General features: G+C 71.8%; 11 protein-coding genes. 5 read left to right on the top strand and 6 right to left on the bottom strand.

The features are described from left to right. The first annotated feature begins 199 nt into the window (after positions 1–199). The 4 genes from FEF34_RS22825 to FEF34_RS22810 are packed head-to-tail and all read left to right on the top strand — an operon-like array spanning position 200 to position 3,212. Positions 200–1,342 carry a site-specific integrase gene (locus tag FEF34_RS22825; RefSeq protein ID WP_234042520.1) on the top strand — a complete coding sequence of 381 codons (1,143 nt, stop codon included), beginning with the start codon at positions 200–202 and terminating at the stop codon, positions 1,340–1,342. Further along, positions 1,339–2,067, top strand: coding sequence for an SDR family oxidoreductase (locus FEF34_RS22820; RefSeq protein ID WP_138054808.1), 729 nt, complete (start codon positions 1,339–1,341; stop codon positions 2,065–2,067). Before FEF34_RS22825 ends, FEF34_RS22820 begins: the two co-directional genes overlap by 4 nt. Positions 2,068–2,070: 3 nt before the next feature. Next, positions 2,071–2,703: a hypothetical protein gene (locus FEF34_RS22815; protein ID WP_138054807.1), complete on the top strand. Its 633-nt coding sequence runs from the start codon at positions 2,071–2,073 to the stop codon at positions 2,701–2,703. Continuing rightward, the gene (locus FEF34_RS22810) at positions 2,700–3,212 is read left to right on the top strand and encodes a hypothetical protein (protein ID WP_138054806.1); all 513 of its coding nucleotides are present in this window, start codon (positions 2,700–2,702) and stop codon (positions 3,210–3,212) included. Before FEF34_RS22815 ends, FEF34_RS22810 begins: the two co-directional genes overlap by 4 nt. A 34-nt stretch (positions 3,213–3,246) precedes the next feature. Here the strand turns inward: FEF34_RS22810 and FEF34_RS22805 are convergent, their stop codons facing one another. The 6 genes from FEF34_RS22805 to FEF34_RS22780 form a co-directional block, all read right to left on the bottom strand. After that, the gene (locus FEF34_RS22805; protein ID WP_138054805.1) at positions 3,247–4,374 is read right to left on the bottom strand and encodes a DUF6183 family protein; all 1,128 of its coding nucleotides are present in this window, start codon (positions 4,372–4,374) and stop codon (positions 3,247–3,249) included. Positions 4,375–4,440: 66 nt separating this feature from the next. Beyond that, positions 4,441–5,202, bottom strand: a complete 762-nt coding sequence (locus tag FEF34_RS22800; RefSeq protein WP_138054804.1) for an HNH endonuclease family protein — start codon at positions 5,200–5,202, stop codon at positions 4,441–4,443. A gap of 392 nt (positions 5,203–5,594) precedes the next feature. Next, entirely contained in the window at positions 5,595–6,878 is a 1,284-nt protein-coding gene (locus tag FEF34_RS22795) for a hypothetical protein (RefSeq protein ID WP_138054803.1), read from the bottom strand. Between the two features lie 612 nt (positions 6,879–7,490). Further along, positions 7,491–11,021, bottom strand: a complete 3,531-nt coding sequence (mfd, locus tag FEF34_RS22790) for a transcription-repair coupling factor (protein WP_138054802.1) — start codon at positions 11,019–11,021, stop codon at positions 7,491–7,493. Positions 11,022–11,751: 730 nt separating this feature from the next. Continuing rightward, on the bottom strand, positions 11,752–14,325 hold the full coding sequence (locus tag FEF34_RS22785) for an ABC transporter permease (protein ID WP_138054801.1): 2,574 nt from the start codon (positions 14,323–14,325) through the stop codon (positions 11,752–11,754). Beyond that, on the bottom strand, positions 14,322–15,110 hold the full coding sequence (locus FEF34_RS22780; protein WP_138054800.1) for an ABC transporter ATP-binding protein: 789 nt from the start codon (positions 15,108–15,110) through the stop codon (positions 14,322–14,324). The genes FEF34_RS22785 and FEF34_RS22780 overlap by 4 nt, the downstream gene beginning before the upstream one ends. A 354-nt stretch (positions 15,111–15,464) precedes the next feature. On the opposite strand from FEF34_RS22780, the gene FEF34_RS22775 reads away from it, so the two are divergent. Then, entirely contained in the window at positions 15,465–17,354 is a 1,890-nt protein-coding gene (locus FEF34_RS22775) for an MFS transporter (RefSeq protein ID WP_234043135.1), read from the top strand. Positions 17,355–17,368: the final 14 nt, after the last annotated feature.

Genomic DNA, 17,368 nt, shown 5'->3' with positions numbered 1-17,368 from the left:
ATGACCGAGCTCGTGATCTCAACCCAGAACACGCCCTAACCCCGACCCCGACTTCTGGGGCCGCTGCCCGGTCTGCACCACCACCTGGCAGCTCAGCCCCCGCCCCTGCCAGCGATGCGTCCTCGACCAGCAAGTACGCGACCTCCTCGGTGACGCCACCGGAACCCTCCGTCCTGAACTCGCCCCGTTCCACGAAGCATTGACCAGTGCCGAGCGCCCCGACATCGCCATCGCCTGGGTCTCGCGCTCGAAGGCCCGCGATCTCCTGAAGCACATAGGACGCGACGAGCGTCCCGTCACCCACGAGGTCCTCGACGAACTGCCCCCGGGCAAAGTGCTGTCCCACCTGCGCAGTGTCCTGGTCGCGACCGGCACCCTCCCGCCCCGCGACGAACGGCTCATCGCCCTGGAGAAACGGATCACCGAGACCGTCCAGGCCCGCACCGATCTCGCCGAGCGGCGGATCCTGCACGGCTACTCGGTCTGGCACCACATGCGCCGACTCCGACGACGCCTCGGCGAAGACCACACGACTCGCCTCCAGGACCTGAACGTGCGCTGCCACGTGACCGCAGCCGGCAACTTCCTCACCTGGCTCACCAGCGAAGGACTCACGCTGGGAACCTGCACCCAGCCGGACCTGCAACGGCGGATGGCCGATGCCACGGTCAGCTACCGCGACGAGACCGGCCACTTCGTCCGCTGGTCGGTACAGCACCGGCACGCCCGCGGACTCACCTACGGCACCGTCCGATGGACCGGCCCGCAGGGCACCATCGACAGCGAGAAACGCTGGGCTGATGCCCGGCGCCTCCTCAACGACGACACGCTGCCGACCCCAGACCGCGTCGCCGGACTGCTGCTGATCCTCTACGCACAGAAGATCTCCACCATCAGCCAACTCACCGTCGACGACGTCCACATCGACGGCGACGCTGTCACGATCACATTCGGCAGCTCACCCGTCGTCCTCCCCGCACCACTGGCCAGTCTGGTGCGCGAGCTCATCGCGACTCGCTGCGGCAAGGCCAAGATCGGCACTCCGGACGACGTCGCATGGCTCTTCCCTGGTGGACGCCCCGGACAGCCCCTCGGTGACGACCGGATCGGCGAGCGACTCCACACGATCGGAATCAGACCCAAGCAGGATCGGTCGACAGCACTGTTCACTCTCGCTACCGAACTCCCCGCCGCGATCCTCGCCCGGATGCTCGGCATCCACATCAAGGTCGCCGTCCAGTGGCAGAAAGCATCAGCCGGGGACTGGGCCGCCTACGCCGCCGATGTCAGCCGCCGCAATGCGCCGCACCAACCGATCCACGAACCAGGAGCGACACCATGAGATGGGACAATCACCGCGTCGTCATCACGGCCGCCGGCCGCGACTTCGGGCGAACCCTGGCGATCCGCCTCGCGGACCTCGGCGCCGAGATCTTCCTCTCGGCGCGCGGACTCGCCGCCGCTCAACGAGTCCGCGACGAGATTCGCGACCGCGGCCATCAGCGGGTGCACGCCTTCGCCTGCGACCTGACAAACCCCGCCTCGATCCGCGCCTTCGCTTCCAGCGTCGCGGAACACACGGACCGCGTCGACGTACTCATCAACAACGGCTCTCGCTACCTCGCAGGGCCGGACCTGCTGTCCGCAACCGACGCCGACGTTGTCGACACCATCGCCTCCGGCGCCACCGGCACGGTCCTGACCACGAAGAGCTTCCTCCCTCTCCTGCTCAACTCGGAGATACCGGATGTCGTGACGATGGTCTCCGCCTGCGGAACACCGGGCCACCACCGGTCGGACGCGCACGACGCCTTCTACGCAGCCAAGAGCGCCCAGGCAGGGTTCGCCGACATCCTCTCCAAGCGCCTGCGTCCTCAAGGGGTCCGGGTGATCTCGCTCTACCCGCCCGACTTCAACAACGCCGACCCGCTCTCCGAGGAGTGGAAGACCACCCCGCGCGAGGCCAAGGACGCCCTCACCGCGCACTCGCTCGTCGAGTGCATCCTCTTCGCCGTCGCCCAGCCCCGCGACTGCTTCATCAAGGCGTTCCACTTCGAACAGGCCTGACCAATGCTCTCGCACGTCGACGCACGACGGCTGATGCCAGGTCCGGCGAGCCACCGCCGCTCACGACCGCAGGCATTCAGGCAGTTCCAATACCCGACTCCACCATCAGGCACCTCCGCCTCCGGCTTCGCCGACGAGGTCGCCGCCGAGGAGGCCGTGGCCAAGCTCGACTACGTCGAGGACCTCTACCACGACTGGAACGAGGGCGGACGCTCGGCAGGCGGCGCCGCCCAGCGCATCGAGGCCGAGTTCGACCGCGTCCGCGGTGAACTCGGAGACCTGCCGGGCGCGGTGGCCAGCCCATCCCGGCTGAGGACGCTGCTGCAACACCTGACGAAGGCCCTGCATCCCGGCGTCCTGAACGACTGCTTCTACCAGGCGGAAACGGCCGTGTGCCGCAAGCGCGCCAAGCCCCTGGGACGCCCCGTCCCCATGCTCGACATGTGCATGCGCTGCCCCAACTCACGGCGCTCCGCCGTCCATCTGCCCCGCCTGGAACGGGCACACGACATGGCGCAATCCGAACTGGGCGAGGCAACCGACCTCCCGCGACTCCAGCAACTCGCCATCACCGAGCATCTGGCCACGCTCACCCATCTGATCGCCGAGATCGACCACGAGGACACCCGCCGATGACCGATTCCACGAACGAGACCCTCCTGACCATCCGCACAGCCTTCGCCCGCCTGGCCTGGGAGAACCCCGGCCTGACCGACATCGACCAAAGAATCATGCGCGCCTTCGAGCAGCTCATGCTCGGCCGCCCCGAGATCACGGACGGCCGCACGTCGGCGGTGAACATCTGCGCCGAGGCCGGCGTCTCCCGAGCTTCGTACTACCGCTCTCCCGTCGCCGCGGTGATCAAGGGGAATCTCGGCTCTCCCGAGGCCAGGCGTCCGGAGTCCGACGAGCTCAGGCGGGAAATCACGCGCCTGAAACAGTCCGAGCGGGAACTCCGCCGGGAGAAGCCGGACGAGATCCGGGAAATGCGTGCCACCGTCGCGGCGTACGCGAACCAGATCCAGGTCCTGGCACTCAGGAACGCGGAACTGGAGGCAGACACCCGGCGGCTTCAAGCCCAGCTCGACGGAGGCCGGAAAGACATGGTCAAACAACTGAGGCGATCGCAGGAACCGGCCACCTGACAGCCTCAGTCGCATGCAGCATGCAGGACGGTGCTCAGTCGGTGTCCGTCGCGGCCAGCACCGCCAGCCGTCGGCCTTCCGGAGAGACCGAGGCAAGGCCGATGTCCCAGGCCACGCGCTCGAACCACTTGGTGTCGGCGTCGAAGCCGTACCAGGTGCACTCCCGTACACGTGTCTCGACCGCCTCAGCAGGGACACCCTTCGTAGCCCCGGCGAGGCAGGCCAGGGACTGCCACGCGGCCAGTCGGCCGTAGGCACCGCGAGCACCGGAGTTGTAGGCCCCTCCCGAGGAGGCGGCGGCGAAGAGTACCCGCCATGTCTGGTCCGGCGGGCAGGCCACGACCGAGAAGGCGGTCTTCCTCCCCGCATCCTTCAGGCACTCCAGCCCCAGCGCCAGCAACGCGCTCGGTACCGATTCGGCATCCAGAGGAGCTGCCAGGTCGAAGACTCGTGCCTCGATCCGGCCGTTCGACTCCTCCGCCCAGTTCGCCACGGCCGCGCTGATGCCCTTGGCAACGGCAGGGGTCGTCGTCTCCTCGACCGGCGGCACGTGCGCCCCGCGTTCGACCGCCACACGACCGTTATCCGACGGGCCGTACGGCATCGAGTGGCTGCTGCCCCGGGTGCTGTAGCTCGGCAGATCCGGCTGTCCCTCCACGTCCGACAGCGCCAAGGGCAGCCATCCCAGAGGATGGTGCTTCCAGTGCGGCGATGTCGCCCACCCTGCGATCCCCGGCGTCTCCGTGACTGCGACGCCCCTGAGCACGAGCTCATGGACCAGGCAGGCACGCAGTTCCTCAGAGGCGTTCCCGGTGAACGCCGCGGCGAGTTCCTCTGCCGGGTGGCCGGACGCCAGCAAGGATGCCGTGTAGTGATCCAACTCCCTTTGGGCGACTTCCCTCGAGGAGACCAGCCGCAGCGCCTGAACCACGTTCCCAGGGCCGGGATTGGTGGCCAGCAGCCGGAGCAGGTGGTCGAAGACGCTCCCGTACTGCCAGATCGGCCTGGGCTCGGAGCCATACGCCTCGGCGAGCGCGATGCCGAGGTCCGCGATGAAGGCAGCGTCCCCTTGCGCCAGACGACGGTCGGCCACCTTCCAGACGTCGGTGACGCTCTTCAGGCCGGGCAGCTCCGTCACGATCTTCTGTATGCGATCAGCCACGGCAACGGAGCATATGCGTCACGCAGCGCGGAAGCGACGGCATTTCCCCAGGTCATCGCAGCCCTCTCAGTCCCCGCATTGCTTGAGCATCATTTCCTTGTCCGAGGCCGTCACTGGAAGCTCATATTCTTCCGCGACCTGCGCGAACCGCACCACATAAGAGCACCGGATCGCCTTGTTCGGCGGCAGCCAGGACGCCGGCCCGGAGTCACTCTTGGCGGAGTTCGCGGATCCCGAAACCGGCAGGAGGTTCAGCACGTCGTTGGCCAGCCGCTGCCGCTTCTCCTTGCGCCAGCGGGCGGCGCCCATCTGCCAGCTGTACGACAGGGGCACCACGTGATCTATCTGCACTTCAGCCGCCCTCGCCTTCTTCCAGGCGATGTCCTTGCCGGTGTACGGGTCGTACAGGTCCATCGAAACGACCACGCAGTCCGAACCGCTGCGGAACCGAACGTCCTGCCCGTGCAGCTTCAGCACGTCGTTCCGCGTGTCACAGCCATTCCGCGCCAGCGGCACACCGTCCGCCGTGTCCATCCACGCGTAGCCGAACTCGTCCCGGTCGTAGCCCGTCCTCGGCCCACGCCCCTTCGTGGTCAGCTCCCCGATGAGGCTGCGAGCCGCGGCCTTGTCCGCGTCCGTCGTCACCGGCGCGAGCCCTGGCTTCGTGCCGTCCGGGTTGCCGAGCGGACCGGCCGCACGGCCCGCCGACGGACCGGGGGCGGAGCCCCCTCCGTCCGGCGTGCCGGAACCGGGTCCGCAGCCCGCGAGGACGGCGGCGGACAGGACGACGGCGAAGAGCGCCGAGCGCTTGCGCAGGGAGTCGGGCACGCAGGGATCCTATGGGCTGTCCCGTAGTCCCCAGCGGGCGCACGACGACAGCTGCGGCACCTCGCCGCGTTGCCGGGTCGCCCGAATGCACCCGGCATGAGGAAGACCACCCGCCTTGCGGTGCACCGCATCTGACGCCGCGCGCCGATCCACCGGTGACGGCGGGACAGCCCTCGGGGCGCGACGGCCCGCGGGAGGGCCCGAAGCCGGGGAGCGCCCTCCCCGCGGGGCCGGACCGGGCCTCGGACCTCGCCGGTGCCCGGCGTCGTCCCGCGCGGCAGCAGGTCGATGACCGGGTGGTGACGGGGGCCGCCCCCCGTCCGCCGCGACCGGGGGAACCGGGACGCGGCGGACGTGCTCGGCGGACGGGCTACTCGTGGTCCCGAGGAGCGTCAGCCGACGCAGCCGCGCACGGAGTCGGTCGGCCTGCAGTTGTTCGGGGTGTTGAACATGACCTGGGAGCCGAGGAGTCTCACGGTCCCGGACTGCCGGAAGATGCCGCCGCCGTCGATGGCGCGGGTGCCGTTGATGACGGTCCGGTCCAGGGTGGACGTGCCGACCGCGTGGTAGAGACCGCCGCCGAGCGCCGTGCCGTCCTGCGCGGTGACGGTGTTGTCGACGATCCTCGACCGGGTGGTCTCCAGCGTGCCGCCGTCCGGGTTGTCCAGGCCGCCGCCCTGCGCCACTCCCTCGGCGGCGTCGACGACGTTGCCGACGACGGAGCTGCGCAGCAGCTTCAGTTCGCCCCGCGGTCCGAGCCGGATGCCTCCGCCGCGTGCCGTGCCGCCCCGGGCCGTCACCGTGTTGCCGCTGACGTGGGTGTTGTCGACGGTCATGCGGGCGGAGTTGGTGATGCCGCCGCCCTGGGCCGCGCCGTCCGGGGCGTCGGCGACGTTGCCGCGGACGAAGCTGCCGGTGACGGTCATCCGGCCGGACGCCGCCGGTGCGCTGTTGCTGACCGCGGCACGGGCGAACCCGCCCGGGGCGGACGCACGGTTGTTCCTGATCACGGAGTTCTTGACGGTGCTCTGCGCCATGCCGGCGATGCCGGAGCCGAACGCGAAGCTCCGGGTGTCCTCCCTGACCCACGCCAGGTTGTTGATCACCTGGGCGCCCTCGACCGTCAGCGGCCCGTCGTTCGCGATACCGCCGCCCGCCGCCGCGCCGCCGCGCTCGGATCCGGAGTAGGCCACGGTGTTGCCGCTGACGACCGAGCTGCGGACCGTGGCGTTGCCGGGGTTGTCGATGCCGGCGCCCTGTGCGTACAGCTTCGACTCGGCCCGGTTGCCGGTCACCCTGCTGCGGGTCAGGAACATCTGGCCGAGGTTGGCGATCCCTCCGCCGCAGGCCATGCCGGGGACGTCCGGGTAGGCCGGGCAGTCGGTCGCGCTGCCGCCGCTGATCGTGGTGTCGAGCATCGTCAGCCGCCCCGTCCTGCCGACGAGCAGGATGCGGAACCTCGGCGCCGTCGCGACGCGGGTGATCGTCGCGCCCTGGCCGTCGACGGTCATCGTGCCGGTGATCACCGGCAGGCCGTTGACGGGATGGAAGGGGTTGGCCCCGGCCCCCAGCCGGTACGTGCAGCCCGGCGCCAGCCGCAGGGTCTCCGGGGCGGCCGTGCCGTTGGCCGCGTGGATCGCGGTGAGGAGATGCGGGACCGAGCACGGTACGTCCACGACGCCGGGGGCCGCGGGTGGTTTCGGGGGCGCGGCGGGCTTCGCGGGAACGGCAGGCTTCGCGGGCGCGGTGGGCTTCGCGGGCCCCGGCGGCTTGGGCCCGGCGACAGGGCCTCCGGGCGCGGCGGGGGACGGGGCGGCTGCCGGCGGCGCCAGGAGCGGAGGTGCGGGGGGAACCGGGGCGGGAACGGCCGGAGCCGACGGCACGTCAGCCCCCACGCCGGGGGGAGCGGGGGCGGCGGAAGCGGCCGGTACCACGGGTGCCACGGGCACGGACGCCGGAGGCCGCTGCTGCGGCGGAGGAGGCGACGGGGCGGCTCCGGCGGCAGTGACGGGGACCGTGACCAGCGCGCCCGCCACGAGACCGACGACGGCCGGAACGTGCTGACGAGACATCAAAGGCTCCTCACTGCTGGGGCGGTACGGCCGGCCACGCGGGGACACAGCCCTCGCGAGCCAAGCCGAACACGTCCCGCTCCCGTCGTCGCCCCGGCCTGATCCGTCCGGGCGAGCCGTGCCCCGAACGGACGACGGCGCCGCACGCCCCGGCCACGAGCCGCCGCAGGCCGACAGGAGCCTCCGCGAACCGCCGCGAGCAAGCCGCCGGGAACGCTACGAGCCGAGGATCGACGTCAGGAACTCGCCCGTCCACGCCAGCAGTTCACGTCCCACCACCGGCTTGCCGCCGATCTTGCCCGTCGTCGGACGGGGCACCAGGACCTGCTGGACCGCAGGCTTGATCACCGTGCGCGGGTACAGCCGCTTCAGCCGCAGCTCCTGCGACTCGCGCAGCTCCACCGGCGCGAAGCGGATGTTCGGGCCCTGGAGCACGATCTCGCCGACCCCGCAGGCCCGGGCGAGCATCCGCAGCCCGGCGACCAGCAGCAGGTTCTCCACCGGCTCGGGCAGCTTGCCATAGCGGTCGACGAGTTCCTCGCGCACCGCCTTGACGTCCTCCTCCGAGTTCGCGGCGGCGATGGCCCGGTACGCCTGGAGGCGCAGCCGCTCTCCCGGTGCGTAGTCGTGCGGGACGTGCGCGTCGACCGGGAGCTCGATCTTGACCTCCAGCGGCGGTTCCTCCTCCACACCGCCCTCCAGGGAGGCCCGGTAGTCGGCGACCGCCTCGCCCACCATGCGGACGTACAGGTCGAAGCCGACGCCCGCGATGTGCCCGGACTGCTCGCCGCCGAGGAGGTTGCCCGCGCCGCGGATCTCCAGGTCCTTCATCGCGACGTACATGCCCGCACCCATCTCGGTGTGCTGGGCGATCGTCGCCAGCCGCTCGTGCGCGGTCTCGGTGAGCGGCTTCTCCGGCGGGTAGAGGAAGTACGCGTAGCCGCGTTCCCTGCCGCGGCCGACCCGGCCGCGCAGCTGGTGCAGCTGGGAGAGGCCGAAGTTGTCGCCGCGCTCGACGATGAGCGTGTTGGCGTTGGAGATGTCGATGCCGGACTCGACGATCGTCGTCGAGACGAGCACGTCGAACTTCTTCTCCCAGAAGTCGACGACGACCTGTTCCAGCGCGCTCTCGCCCATCTGGCCGTGAGCGGTCGCGATCCGCGCCTCCGGGACGATCTCCCGCAGCCGCGCCGCCGCCCGGTCGATCGACTCGACCCGGTTGTGGATGTAGAACACCTGGCCCTCGCGGAGGAGTTCGCGGCGGACGGCCGCACCGATCTGCCTCTCCTCGTAGGGGCCGACGAACGTCAGTACCGGGTGGCGCTCCTCCGGCGGGGTGGTGATCGTCGACATCTCGCGGATGCCGGTGACCGCCATCTCCAGGGTCCGGGGGATGGGCGTCGCGGACATCGTCAGGACGTCGACGTTCGCGCGGAGCTTCTTCAGCTGCTCCTTGTGCTCGACGCCGAACCGCTGCTCCTCGTCCACGATGACCAGCCCCAGGTCCTTGAACCTGGTCTCGGACGAGAACAGCCGGTGCGTGCCGATGACGATGTCGACGGAGCCGTCCCGCAGACCCTCCAGGGTCGCCTTGGCCTCGGTGTCGGACTGGAAGCGCGAGAGGGCCCGGGTGACGACGGGGAACTGGGAGTAGCGCTCCGAGAAGGTCCCGAAGTGCTGCTGCACCAGCAGCGTCGTCGGCACGAGCACCGCCACCTGCTTGCCGTCCTGGACGGCCTTGAAGGCGGCCCGGACGGCGATCTCCGTCTTGCCGTAGCCGACGTCGCCGCAGATCAGCCGGTCCATCGGAACCGACTTCTCCATGTCCTCCTTGACCTCGGCGATGGTGGTCAGCTGGTCGGGCGTCTCCGCGTACGGGAACGCGTCCTCCAGTTCCCGCTGCCAGGGCGTGTCCGGGCCGAAGATGTGCCCGGGCGCCGCCATCCGGGCGCTGTAGAGCTTGATCAGGTCGGCGGCGATCTCCTTGACCGCCTTCTTCGCGCGCGCCTTCGTCTTCGTCCAGTCCGCCCCGCCGAGCCGGTGCAGCGTGGGCGCCTCACCGCCGACGTACTTGGTGACCTGCTCCAGCTGGTCGGTGGGGATGTAGAGGCGGTCGCCGGGCTGCCCGCGCTTGGCGGGGGCGTACTCGACGAGCAGGTACTCGCGCGTGGCGCCCTGCACGGTGCGCTGCACCATCTCCAGGTAGCGGCCGACGCCGTGCTGCTCGTGGACGATGTAGTCGCCCGCCTCCAGGGTGAGCGGGTCGATCTGCTTGCGGCGGCGGGTCGGCATCCGCGCGCCGTCCTTGCCCGCGGCCTTCTGCCCGGACAGATCGGTCTCCGTCAGCACCGCGAGCCTCAGGCCCGGGTCGACGAAGCCGTGGTCGATCGAGCCGCAGGCGACATGGACGACGGAGGGGGCGATCTCCCCCAGGTCCGCCTCCAGCCTGGCGGCGATCCCCTCGCCGCCCAGCACCTCGACGGTGCGGGACGCCGTGCCGTGGCCCTCGGTCACGAAGACCGTGCGCCAGCCGTCGGCGAGCCAGCCCTTGGTGTCGGCGAGCGCGCGGGCGGTGTCGCCCCGGTACGTCTCCGGGGCGTGCATCCCGAGCGTCAGGGTGTCGTCCGTCAGCTCCTCGTCCACGGCGAACGGCGACACGGACCACCACATCATGCCGAGCTCGCGCGCCCGGTCCCTCACGTCCGCGATCCCCCGCAGCGAGGCCGCGCCGACGTCGATCGGCGCCTCGCCGCCGCCTGCCGAGGCGGCCCACGACGCCTGCAGGAACTCCTGCGACGTGGCCACCAGGTCCGCGGCCCGGGTGCGGACCCGCTCGGGGTCGCACACCACGGCCATCGAACCCTGCGGCATGACGTCGAGCAGCAGCTCCATGTCGTCGACGAGGACGGGGGCGAGGGACTCCATGCCTTCGACCGCGATGCCCTCGGCGATCTTCCCCAGCAGCTCGCCGAGCTCCGGATGGGCCTCGGCGAGGGCCGCGGCACGCCGCCGCACCTCGTCGGTGAGCAGCAGCTCACGGCACGGCGGCGCCCACAGCCCGTGCTCGGCGACCTCCAGCGAACGCTGGTCGGCGACCTTGAAGTAGCGGATCTCCTCGACGTCGTCGCCCCAGAACTCGATCCGGAGCGGATGCTCCTCGGTCGGCGGGAAGACGTCGAGGATGCCGCCGCGCACGGCGAACTCGCCGCGCTTCTCCACCAGCTCCACCCGCGAGTACGCCGCGGCCGCGAGCCCCGCGACGACGTCCTCCAGGTCGGCGGTCCGCCCGGTGCGCAGGGACACCGGTTCCAGCTCCCCGAGGCCCTTGACCTGGGGCTGCAGCACCGACCGTACGGGCGCGACCACCACACTGACCGGCCCGGCGGCCGGGTCGTCCGTGCTGGGGTGCGCGAGCCGGCGCAGTACCGCGAGCCGGCGGCCGACGGTGTCGGAGCGCGGCGAGAGCCGCTCGTGCGGCAGGGTCTCCCACGAGGGGTAGTCCACCACCGTGTCCGGGTCGAGCAGCGACCGCAGCGCCGCGGCCAGGTCCTCGGCCTCGCGGCCGGTCGCGGTCACGGCCAGCACGGGCCGGGATGCCTCGCGGGCCAGTCCGGCCACGACGAAGGGCCGGGCGGCCGGCGGTCCGACCAGGTCGACGTGGGGCCGGTGACCGTCGCCCGCGGCTTTCACCGCTTCGACGAGGGCGGGGTCCTTGACGACGGCGTCGAGCAGACCGTGCAGGCTCATGAAGGGTTATCCGTCCGGGGTTCCGTAAAGGGGGTGGGCAACGCGAACAGCCCGACACGTCTGGGGTTCCCTGTGTCGAGGACCAGGGCCGGGCCGGGGATCTCCAGGGTACGCCCGCCGGAAATCCCGCGGGGCGGGTAAACCGGAGCCCGCCCCCGGTGCGTGTACGCGGCCGCCGCGACGGGCGGGGCGCTGGCCGCGACGGCACCGCCCGGCCGCGTGGCGTCGCTGGGCGCCCGCCACCGGGCGCGCCGGACGGCGGTCGCGGCGGCCTGTGCGGTGTGCCTCCTCGCGGGCGGCGCGACGGTGGCCGCTGTGCGGCCGACCCCGCGGTCCACGGGCGTCGGCCGCGCGGCCGACGCCCGTGGACTCGGGCAACGGCACCTCCGCGACGCCGGCCACGCCCTCCCCCGGCGTGTCCACGCCCCCCGCGTCTCCGCCACCCCGGACCCCGGCGGTACCGCCCGGCTCCGCCTCCCCCTCGGTACCCCCGGCCGGGGTGCCACGCCGAGCGCGCCCCCCACGTCCACCGGGAGCCCGGAGTCCGGCCCGGGCTGGTCCGCGACCCCGATCAGCCCGCCGGAGCCGACGGTCTCCGGCGGTCCGTCCCCCGGCGACCGCCGACGGGCCTCCCGCCGGTATCCGGACCGCGAGCGGCGACGGCTCCGGCCCGGTGCGCGTGGAGGACGCGCACCGGGCCGGAGACATCATCCTACGGACCGCCGAGGCCCTAATCGGTGGCGATGGCGTTGAGGACGTTCATCCGGCCGGCGCGGAACGCCGGCACCAGCGCGGCCACCAGTCCCACGAGCGCCGACCCGACGAAGACGTACAGGATCGTCGGCCAGGGGATGTCGAGGACGCCGAGGCCCTCCAGGGCCAGCAGCTTCTGCGCCGCGGTGCCCCAGCCCATGCCCAGGCCGAGGCCGAGCAGGGCGCCGAAGAGCGCGATGACGACCGACTCCAGGCGGATCATCCGGCGCAGCTGGCGGCGGGAGAGGCCGATGGCCCGCATCAGGCCGATCTCCCGGGTCCGCTCGACCACCGACAGGGCCAGGGTGTTCACGACCCCGAGGACGGCCACGATGATGGCGAGCGCGAGCAGCCCGTAGACGATGTTCAGCAGTTGCCCGACCTGGTCCTTCAGGTCCTGCTTGAAGTCGGTCTGGTCCAGCACCCGGTACTGCGGGTAGGGCGCGAGGGCGTCCTTGAGGTGCTGGTAGGCCTCCTTCTCCCCGCCCTCCTCGGCCTCGGCGAACATCATGGTGTTCTTCGGCATCCGCTCGGGCGTGAAGTACCGCTCGGCGGTGGCGATGGCCATGTACATCGCGCCCTTGTCGACGTTGGTGTCGTCGGAGGTGACGGCCGCGACCCTCAGCTTCGCGGTCCCGCCGCCCCGGAACGCCACGGTCAACGTGTCGCCGACCTCCACACCGTGCTTGTCGGCGTAGGTCTCGCCGACGGACATGGCGTCCTCGCCGTAGGCGGCCCGGAGTTCACCGGCGACCGTCTCGCGGCGCAGGTCCTGCGCGTACGTCGGGTCGGCGGCGACCAGCCACTCGTCATCGCTGGACGTTCCGTCGGGGGCGGTGACGGTCGCCCTGACGCCCTTGTACTCGGTGACGTGGGCGATGCCGGGCGCCTTCTCCAGGGCCTGCTGCGCCTGCGGCACGATGGGGCCGTTGGCGGACTGGACGATGAAGTCGGCGCCGACGGACTTGTCGAGCTCCTCGGTCGCCGAAGCGACCATGGACGAGCCGACGACGGACAGGCAGGCGACGAGCGCAAGGCCGATCATCAGCGCGGCGCCGGTGGCACCGGTCCGGCGCGGATTGCGCAGGGCGTTGCGCTCGGCCATCCTCCCCACCGGCCCGAAGGCCCTCAGGACGACCGCGCCGAGGACCCGCACGACACCGCCCGCCAGCAGGGGGCCGACGACGATGAAGCCGATGAGGCTGAGGACGACGCCGAAGCCGAGCCACATCGAGCCCCCGGCCGCCTCGTCGGCCCTCGTCGCCGCCCACAGGGCCGCGCCGCCGGCGCCGGTGAGCACCAGCCCGATGCCGCCCCGGACCAGTCCCGCCCTGCCGTCCGCAGGGGTGCCGGCGTCGCGCAGCGCGGCCATCGGGGAGACCTTCCCGGCCCGTCTGGCGGGGATGTAGGCGGCGAGGACCGTGACGACGACTCCGAGCACCAGGCCGATGACGGGCGTCGTCCACTTCACGGTCAGATCCGAGGTGGAGAGGTTCATACCCATCGACGACATGAGTTCCATCAGGCCGACGGCGAGCCCCACACCGGCGCCGATGCCGGCGACGGAGCCGATGACTCCGAGGAGGAGCGCCTCGATGAGGACGGAACGGTTGACCTGGCGCCGGCTCGAACCGATGGCGCGCATCAGGCCGATCTCGCGGGTGCGCTGGGCGACCAGCATGGAGAAGGTGTTGACGATGAGGAAGACGCCGACCAGGACGGCGATCCCGGCGAAGCCGAGCATCGCGTACTTCATGACGTCGAGGAAGCCCGCGACGTCCTCGCGGCCCGCGTCCGCCGCCTCGGCCTGCGTCTGGAACCGGTACGTCCCGCCGGCCGCCTCGGCGACGTTCCTCTTCAGCAGCTCATGGCTCACCCCGGGTTCGGCGGTGACCGCGATGTGGGTGAACCGGCCCGTCCCGCCCAGGAGTTCCCGCTGGGCGGTGGCGGTGTCGAAGTAGACGACGGCCGCGCCGGGGTTGGTGACCTTGAAGGAGGCGATCCCGGAGATCGTGGCCGTGAAGTCGCCGGTGACGGCGATGGTCCGCAGCTCGTCGCCGATCTCGAGGCCGTGCTTCCCGGCGGTGTCGGCGTCGACCATGACGTCGGTGGGGCCGCGCGGCGCGTGTCCGGAGGTGATCTCCATCGAACGCAGTTCGCCCCGTGTCCAGTTGCCGGCGATCGTGGGCGCGCCGTTGCTGGAGCCCATGTTCTTGTTGCGGGCGTCGACGACGGTGACGCTCATGGAGACGACGGCGCCCTCGGCGGACTTCACGCCCTCGGCCTTCTCCACCGCCGGCAGGAGCGAGGCGGGCAGTGTCTCGGGGCGGCCGCTCTGCGGGGTCTCGTCGTCGTCCTCGGCATCACGGGGGCTGACGGTGACGTCGGCGGCGGTGGCCGCGAAGAGCTTGTCGAAGGTGGTGTTCATCGTGTCGGTGAACACCAGCGTGCCGGAGACGAACGCCACGGACAGCAGGACGGCGACGGCGGACAGCGCCATGCGCCCCTTGTGCGCGAGGAGGTTGCGCAGCGAGGTCTTGAGCACGGTCACGAGGTCCGTCCCCGGGCGTCGAAGTCCTTCATGCGGTCGAGGACCTGCTCGGCGGTGGGATCCAGCATCTCGTCGACGATCCGGCCGTCGGCCAGGTACAGCACGCGGTCGGCGTGGGAGGCGGCGGCGGGGTCGTGGGTGACCATGACGATGGTCTGGCCGAGTTCGTCGACGGACCGGCGCAGGAAGCCCAGGACCTCGGCACCGGCGCGGGAGTCCAGGTTCCCGGTCGGCTCGTCGCCGAAGATGATGTCGGGTCGTGCGGCGAGGGCGCGGGCCACGGCGACGCGCTGCTGCTGGCCGCCCGACAGCTGGTTGGGACGGTGCCCGAGCCGGTCGGCGAGCCCGACCGTCCCGACGACCCGGTTCAGCCAGGCGGCGTCCGGCCTGCGGCCCGCGATGTCCATGGGGAGCGTGATGTTCTCCAGGGCGTTGAGCGTGGGCAGCAGGTTGAACGCCTGGAAGATGAAGCCGATCCGGTCGCGGCGGAGCTGGGTGAGCTTCTTGTCCTTCAGCCGGGTGATCTCGGTCTCGTCGAGGTGGATCTCCCCCGAGGTGACGGTGTCGAGTCCGGCGAGGCAGTGCATCAGCGTGGACTTGCCGGAGCCTGACGGGCCCATGATGGCGGTGAAGCGACCCCGCGCGATGTCCACGTCGACGTGGTCGAGCGCGACGACGCGGGTCTCGCCCGATCCGTACGCCTTCACGACCTGTCGCGCTCGAGCCGCGACGGCGCTACGCCCTCCGGTACCCCCGTGCCTGGGAGTGGTCACAGCCGTTGTCACGGTAAGTCTCCTATGTCAGTGAATGGCAAGAGATGGGCGCGCCGTGTGCGGTACGAGTGTGCGGGGAGGAACGGTCCCGGCGCGCTGGTGCGCAGCGCAGTTCCCGGCGGGGGTTTTCCCCACCCCCGGCGGCCCGGGGGCCGTGCCGCCGATGTGAGTACACGGTAGGGAAGGCCGCGTGGCCTGCTCGTCCTCCACGGGTACGAACGGTCCCCGGCCGGGCGTGAGGAGATCCCCCTAGGGGTCCGCGACGCCGGACCGGCACCCGCCCCTGAGAGCGCACCCCTCCCCCGGTGCGAGCGTGAGGTGAGAGGGTGTGTCCCGCGGAGATACGTGCATAGGGAAGGGATCTCGATGGGCGGGGGCGGCGGCACGGGCGCGGACGGGACCGGAGCAGACGCGGACGGCCGGCCCGGGGAGGAGCCGGGGCGCGGCGGTGGGGCCCGTCCGGGTGCCGACGGGCATCCCACGGCGGAGCAGGCCCGAAGCGGCGAGGCGCGTCCGTGCGGGGGCGACCGGCCCTCGGTGGGGCGAGGCGACGGAGCCCGTCCGCGCGCGGACGGCCACCCCGCAGCCGAGCCGGACCGCCCGCCGGGGCTCCCCTCAGGCGCGGAACCGGCCTCCCCCTCGGAAGAGCCGGGGCCGGAGCACCGGTCAGCCGCCGGGCACCCGGCCGCACCGGATCCCGGCCCGCGCGGAACGGGCGCCGGGGCGAGGGCGCGCGCCGAGGCGGCCGGGGCCCGTACCGCCGCTCCGCACGCCGGCGGCGGGCCCGCCGCCGGTGCCGCGCACCGCCGGAGGCCGGTGGTCGCCGCGCTGATGCTCGGGATGGGCCTCGCCGCCCTCGACGGCACGGTCGTGTCGACCGCCGTCCCCCAGATCGTGGGCGACCTCGGCGGCTTCTCGGTCTTCTCCTGGCTGTTCTCGGGCTATCTGCTCGCCGTCACCGTCACGCTCCCCGTCTACGGCAAGCTCTCCGACACCTTCGGCCGCAAGCCCGTGCTGGTCGCGGGCATCGTGCTGTTCCTGGCCGGCTCCCTGCTGTGTGCGGTCGCGTGGAACATGGCCTCGCTCATCGCCTTCCGTGTGGTCCAGGGGCTCGGCGGAGGAGCGCTGCAGGGCACGATCCAGACGATCGCCGCCGATCTGTACCCACTGAAGGAACGGCCCCGCATCGTGTCGAAGCTGTCCACGGTGTGGGCGGTCTCGGCGGTCGCCGGCCCCGCGGTGGGCGGTCTGCTCGCCGCCTGGGCCGACTGGCGCTGGATCTTCCTGATCAACCTCCCCGTCGGCGGTGTCGCGCTCTGGCTGATCTCCCGTCACCTCGTGGAGCCGGTACGGGACCGGCGGCCGCGCCCCCGGGTCGACTGGCCGGGCGCGCTCACCATCTTCCTCACCGGAACGCTGCTGCTCACCGCGCTCGTGCAGGGCGGAGTGGCCTGGCCCTGGCTCTCCGCACCCTCGCTCGGCCTCCTCGGGGCGAGCGCGGTCTGCGCGGCGGCGACCGTGCTCGTCGAACGGCGCGCGGCGGAGCCGATCATCCCCGGCTGGGTGTGGCGGCGGCGCACGATCGCCGTGGTGAACCTGGCCCTGGGCGCGCTCGGGCTGCTGATGGTGGCCCCGACGGTGTTCCTGCCCACGTACGCCCAGTCGGTGCTCGGACTCGGCCCGATCGCGGCCGGGTTCGTGCTGTCCGTGATGACCCTGAGCTGGCCGGTCAGCGCGGCGTACTCGAACCGCCTCTACAACCGCATCGGCTTCCGCAACACGGCCCTCACCGGGATCGGCGCCGCGCTGCTCGTCCTGCTGGCGTTCCCGTTGCTGCCGTACCCGGGCGAGCCATGGCAGCCGGCGCTGATCATGCTGCTGCTGGGCGCGGCCCTCGGCTTCTTCCAGCTGCCGCTGCTCGTCGGCGTGCAGTCGACCGTGCCCTGGACCGAGCGCGGGACGACGACGGCGTCCGTGCTGTTCTGCCGTCAGGTGGGGCAGAGCGTCGGCGCCGCACTGTTCGGGGCGCTGGCCAACTCGGTCCTGGCGGCCCGCCTCGGCGGTGCGGGCGATCTGGACTCCGTCGCCCGCGCGCTGGCGGACGGGTCCTCGCACGACCGGGTGCGGCGCGCGGTGGCGACGGCGGTCGATCTCGTCTTCGTCGGCGCTGCGGCGGCCGCCGCGCTCGCCCTGCTCGCGCTGTTGTTCGCACCGCGCAGGTTCCCGGTCCTCACGGAGCAGCGGCCGGACCTCTGACCTGGGGCGGTGAC

It is taken from the genome of Streptomyces marianii (assembly GCF_005795905.1).
GTDB classification, from domain to species: Bacteria; Actinomycetota; Actinomycetes; order Streptomycetales; family Streptomycetaceae; genus Streptomyces; species Streptomyces marianii.
This window is presented reverse-complemented; position numbering and strand designations above follow the sequence as displayed.

Bases quoted from the DNA above. Each gene is read 5' to 3' on its own strand.
- mfd (WP_138054802.1), bottom strand. From the start codon at position 11,021: ATGAGCCTGCACGGTCTGCTCGACGCCGTCGTCAAGGACCCCGCCCTC.
- FEF34_RS22775 (WP_234043135.1), top strand. From the start codon at position 15,465: ATGGGCGGGGGCGGCGGCACGGGCGCGGACGGGACCGGAGCAGACGCG.
- FEF34_RS22810 (WP_138054806.1), top strand. From the start codon at position 2,700: ATGACCGATTCCACGAACGAGACCCTCCTGACCATCCGCACAGCCTTC.
- FEF34_RS22820 (WP_138054808.1), top strand. From the start codon at position 1,339: ATGAGATGGGACAATCACCGCGTCGTCATCACGGCCGCCGGCCGCGAC.
- FEF34_RS22815 (WP_138054807.1), top strand. From the start codon at position 2,071: ATGCTCTCGCACGTCGACGCACGACGGCTGATGCCAGGTCCGGCGAGC.